Origin of the sequence: Streptomyces sp. YS-3 (genome assembly GCF_045257485.1) — a bacterium.
GTDB lineage: Bacteria > Actinomycetota > Actinomycetes > Streptomycetales > Streptomycetaceae > Streptomyces.
This window is the reverse complement of sequence record NZ_JBJHPC010000547.1, coordinates 1-4,801: the sequence shown is the minus strand read 5'-3', so window position 1 is coordinate 4,801 and position 4,801 is coordinate 1. Positions and strand designations below refer to the sequence as shown.

Sequence of the window (4,801 nt, the reverse complement as noted above, 5' to 3'; positions counted from 1 at the left end):
GGTCCGGCGTGCCGGGTCTTGGGGCCGGCTGCTCCCGGTCGTGGATGCGGCCTGGTTCGGTTGTGGGGCCGGGTCGGGCCGGTCGGTCGTGGAACTCGGTCCGGTCGTGGGGCCGGGTCCCGGTCGTGGTCCGGCTCGGCCCAGTGGATCACATCGGCCGGTACGCGCACCCGCCCGCCCGGTGGCATCCGGCCGACCGGTGGCGCACTCCCCCGGCGGCCGTCCGTGTGCGCCGGGGCGGCGGGGCTCCTAGCGTGGATCCATGATCAGGTTCGAGCGGGTCAGCAAGGTGTATCCGGACGGCACGAGCGCCGTCGACGACCTGTCCTTCGAGGTGAACGAAGGGGAGCTGGTCACCCTGGTCGGCCCGTCCGGCTGCGGCAAGACCACCACCATGATGATGGTGAACCGCCTGATCGAGCCGACGTCCGGCCGCATCCTGGTGGACGGCGAGGACATCGCCTCGCTCGACCCCGTGAAACTGCGCCGCCGCATCGGTTACGTCATCCAGCAGGTGGGCCTGTTCCCGCACCGCACGGTCCTGGACAACACGGCGACCGTACCGGCGCTGGTCGGCTGGAAGCGGGCCAAGGCCCGCGAGCGCGCGGCCGAGCTGCTCGACCTGGTGGGCCTGGACCCCGCGACGTTCGGCTCCCGCTACCCGGCCCAGCTGTCCGGCGGCCAGCGCCAGCGCGTCGGCGTGGCCCGGGCGCTGGCGGCGGACCCGCCCGTCCTGCTCATGGACGAACCCTTCGGCGCGGTGGACCCGGTGGTGCGCGAACGCCTCCAGAACGAGTTCCTGAGCCTCCAGGCGACCGTACGCAAGACCGTCCTCCTGGTCACGCACGACATCGAGGAAGCGGTACGGATGGGCGACCGGATGGCGGTGTACGGAGAGGGCCGCATCGAACAGTTCGACACCCCGGCTGCGGTCCTGGGCACTCCCGCGACGCCGTACGTGGCCCGGTTCGTGGGCGCGGACCGGGGCCTGAAGCGTCTGTCGGTCACCACGGTCGAGGAGGCCGACCTGGAGCAGCCCCCGCTCGCCCGCCTCGACGAGCCCGCCGGTGTGGCGGCGGCGCGGCTGCGCGGGGCGGGGGCGCGCTGGGCGGTCGTCCTCAACGGCTCCGGCGAGCTCCACGGCTGGGTGTCCGCGGACGGACTCTCGCTGGCGGGCGCCCCGGCCACGGTGGCGGACCTGGCCCGCCGTATGGAGGCCTGGGTGCCGCTGGGTGCCCCGCTGAAGCAGGCCTTCAGCGAGATGCTCCAGTACGACGCGGGCTGGGTCGCGGTCCTGGACGGCGCCCACTTCGCGGGCGTCCTGACCCCCGCGAAGCTCCACGAGGCCCTGCGCAGATCGGTGGACGCGGACGCGCAGGGGGTGGCGCGGGAGGAGGTGGAGTTCGACTCCGTGGCGGACGCGTAGGGGCGTGCCCGGGTGGTCACCGGGGGCCGGTCCGCGTGGTGTCCATGGCGGTCGTGCGCGATCGGGAGCAGGCTGGAAGGGCGGAGGCGCTCCTACCGGGCCCCGAACGGTCCGGCCGTGCCGCCCGACCCGACCCGACCCGGCCCGAAGGACTCCACCCGCCGAACTCCGCAGCCGAAGGAGATGGCCGCTCATGGCGATGTTCCTGTTCCTCATCCTCGTGGCCGTCGTCCTGGGACTGATCGGCGCGGTCGCGGACGGCCTGGGCTATCTGCTGGCCATCGGCGTCGTCGTCCTGGTGGCCGACGTGGTCTTCTTCGCCATGCGCTGGTCGCGTCGTCGTGGACGACGGCCGGTGAGGTGAGGGCGGACGCGCGGTCGAGGACCGCCGCAGGGTGCGACGAGTGCTTACGACCGGTTGACCCGACCCGCCACGGCGTGGCCGACCAGCAGGTACACCAGTGCGGGCAGCCCGTAGTTCAGGATCGTGCGCCAGTCGTTCGACTCGACGTTGAACATGTCGCGCGACCAGCCCGAGAGCCAGTTCGCCGCGTGGTGGACCCAGGACACCAGATCGTTCGCGGTGTTGGCGTCCAAGAGGTAGAAGACGATCCACAGGATCAGGATCACCGCGGTGATGTCCGCGATGATGAGGATGATCGTCGCTGCTGGGTTCCCGCCATAGCGTCTGGACATGTCGAACGGGTTGCCGGACGCGCCGAGTTGAAACCGGTCATGTGTCCGGCTGCTGTAATGGCCTGTACTGTCCGTGCGGGACCACCGAGACGTGTGGGCCGCAGGTGGGAAGCGGGGACGTGTGAGGGAAGTGCTGCTGTCACTGGCGCCGGGCGAGGAGTCGGACCAGGAGGACGTCGAACAGCTGGTGCGCCGACTCCGCGGCGAGCTGCGCGAGCTGGACGTCGACGTGGCGTCCCCGGCGCCGCCCGGGGAGCTCCCGCCGGGGGCCAAGGGCGGTGATCCGGTCACCGTCGGGGCCGTCGTGCTCGCCCTGAGCGCGTCCGGCGGGGTGTTCACCGTCCTCATCGACACGCTGCGGGACTGGCTCGGCCGCCAGGCCGCCCGGCACCGCATCTCGGTGACGATCGACGGCGACACGATCGAGCTGGAGCACGCGACCGCCGAAGAGCGGCGGGAGTTGATCGACGGCTTCGTGCGCCGCCACCGGGCCGGGGAGTAGCGGTGGGCCGCCGGCTGGCCCTGCTGGTCGCGACGTACGAGTACCAGGACGCGGGGCTGCGCCGCCTCACGGCGCCGGCCCATGACGCCGAGTCCCTGGCGGCCGTGCTGCGGGACCCGGAGATCGCGGACTTCGAGGTCACCACGCTCGTCAACGAACCCCACCACCGGGTGGGCGAGGCCATCGGCGACCTGTTCCGTGACCGGCGGCGCGACGACCTGACGCTGCTGTACTTCACCGGGCACGGCCTCAAGGACGACGAGGGGCGGCTGCACCTGGCGATGGGCAACACCCGCCGCGACAATCTGGCGTTCACCTCGCTGCCGGCCGAGCAGATCGACCGCGCCATGACGGGCTGCGCCTCCCGGCAGCAGGTACTGATCCTCGACTGCTGCTACAGCGGCGCCTTCCCGGCCGGGCGTCTGGCCAAGGGCGACACCGACATGCACACCCTGGAACGCTTCCGGGGCACCGGCCGCAGCGTCCTGACCGCCTCCGACGCCACCCAGTACTCCTTCGAGGGCGACGACCTGCACGGCGGCGCCCCGCAGTCGGTGTTCACCCGCCACCTCGTGTCCGGACTGCGCGACGGCAGCGCCGACCTCGACGGCGACGGGAACATCACCCTGGACGAGCTGTACGCGTACGTCCACGACAGGGTCGTCGCGGAGATGCCGCAGCAGCGCCCGAAGAAGCAGGAGAACGTCGAGGGCCGCATCGTCGTCGCCCGCAACGTCAACTGGCGGCTGCCCGAGCACCTTCGCCACGCGCTCGACAGTCCGGTCCCCGCCGACCGGCTGGGCGCGATCGAGGGCCTCGCCCATCGCTACCAGGTCGGCAACGCGACCGTACGCGAGCGCGTCGCGCCGGAGATGCGGCGCCTGCTGGACGACGACAGCCGCAGTGTGTCGGCCGCGGCGGCCCTCCGATTCGGGACCCTCCTCGGCACGGACGCCCCGGCACCCACGGCCCCGGCCCCGGACTCGGCCCTGGCCCCGGCTTCTGCTCCGGACCCGGTACCGGGCACCCTCAGCTGGTCCTTCGCCGCCGAAGCGGCCGTGCACGCCTCCCTCGCCGTCATCAACGGCCTCGTCTGCGTCGGCGACGACTTCGGACGGGTGCACGCGGTGGAGACCGCCACCGGGCGGGCCCGGTGGCGCTTCGACGCCGGGAAGCCCGTCCACACGGTGCTGGCCGTGGGGGAGGAGACCGTGGGCATCACGGCGGGTTCGTGCTTCCATCTGCTCGACGCCCGTACCGGCACCCCGCGCTGGCAGTTCGAGGTGCGCGGAAGCCCCCGGGATAATCCGCTCCCCGCGACGGACGGCGGAGCCGTTTACCTCGCCCACTCCAACAGCGTGTACGCCCTGAACCTCGCCACGGGCGGGAAGATCTGGACGTTCTGCCCCCGGATAGCGCCCTTCCGCTGGGTGGCGGCGGCGGGCGGCCTGGTGTGGACCGCGACCGACCGGGCCGTGTACGGCGTCCACGCGGCGAACCGCAGACGGAAGTGGCGCACCCCGGTCCCGGCCCCCGTCGCGTCCCGGTCCGCCCTGTCCGGCTGGGTCCTGTACGTGGGCAGCGGCCGGGGACATGTGTCCGCGATCGACGCCCTGACGGGGCAGCTCAGATGGCGCACCCCGACGGACAGCGGCGTGCGCACGTCACCGGTCGCGGCCGACGGCCTGGTCTGCGTCAGCGACGACACGGGCGTGCTGCACGGCATCGACGCGGCGACCGGGGAGGTCCGGTGGAAGTCCGCCAAGCGCATGCTGGCGCAGTCCCCACCCGCCCTGTCCGACGGGACCGTGTACGTCGGCGGCGCGGACGGTCATCTGTACGCCCTGTCCGCCGGCACCGGGGCCGAGCGGTGGCGGGTCCCCACCGCCCTCGGCATCCTGCCGGCTCCGGTGGTGTCGAACGGCGTGGTGTACGCCGCCAACGCGAGCGGCAGGCTGTACGCCATCGAGACCCGCGGCCGGACGTGAACCGGCGCCGCACGTCCGCCCGCCGGGTGCCCCTGGCCCCGGAGCCTCCCGTCTACGCCCGCTCCTTCGCGGACCGCGCCCCCAACCCCCGCAGCCACCCGGCGACTTCGCCGTGTCCGGCGCGGACGGCCGTGTCCAGCGGGGTCAACTCGTCGTAGCCCACCCAGTCGATGTCACCGCCCCGGCCGC

Annotated in this window: 5 protein-coding genes; 4 read left to right on the top strand and 1 reads right to left on the bottom strand. The window is 72.9% G+C overall.

Annotated features, from left to right (window positions below):
• The first annotated feature begins 262 nt into the window (after positions 1–262).
• Positions 263–1,426 (top strand): ABC transporter ATP-binding protein, encoded by a 1,164-nt coding sequence (locus ACJA3G_RS30345; protein WP_406556245.1) that lies wholly within the window; start codon positions 263–265, stop codon positions 1,424–1,426.
• A gap of 193 nt (positions 1,427–1,619) precedes the next feature.
• Positions 1,620–1,790: a hypothetical protein gene (locus tag ACJA3G_RS30340; RefSeq protein WP_406556244.1), complete on the top strand. Its 171-nt coding sequence runs from the start codon at positions 1,620–1,622 to the stop codon at positions 1,788–1,790.
• 44 nt (positions 1,791–1,834) lie between these two features.
• On the opposite strand, the gene ACJA3G_RS30335 is transcribed toward ACJA3G_RS30340, so the two are convergent.
• A complete protein-coding gene (locus tag ACJA3G_RS30335) occupies positions 1,835–2,122 on the bottom strand; it encodes a hypothetical protein (protein WP_406556243.1) in 288 nt (95 codons plus the stop codon).
• A gap of 121 nt (positions 2,123–2,243) precedes the next feature.
• Here ACJA3G_RS30335 and ACJA3G_RS30330 point away from each other — a divergent pair, with 121 nt between their 5' ends.
• A complete protein-coding gene (locus ACJA3G_RS30330; protein WP_406556242.1) occupies positions 2,244–2,624 on the top strand; it encodes an effector-associated constant component EACC1 in 381 nt (126 codons plus the stop codon).
• 2 nt (positions 2,625–2,626) lie between these two features.
• Entirely contained in the window at positions 2,627–4,612 is a 1,986-nt protein-coding gene (locus tag ACJA3G_RS30325) for a caspase, EACC1-associated type (RefSeq protein WP_406556241.1), read from the top strand.
• Positions 4,613–4,801: the final 189 nt, after the last annotated feature.

Excerpts from the sequence above, each read along its gene's own strand:
- ACJA3G_RS30335 (WP_406556243.1), bottom strand. The coding sequence starts at position 2,122 with ATGTCCAGACGCTATGGCGGGAACCCAGCAGCGACGATCATCCTCATC.
- ACJA3G_RS30345 (WP_406556245.1), top strand. The coding sequence starts at position 263 with ATGATCAGGTTCGAGCGGGTCAGCAAGGTGTATCCGGACGGCACGAGC.
- ACJA3G_RS30340 (WP_406556244.1), top strand. The coding sequence starts at position 1,620 with ATGGCGATGTTCCTGTTCCTCATCCTCGTGGCCGTCGTCCTGGGACTG.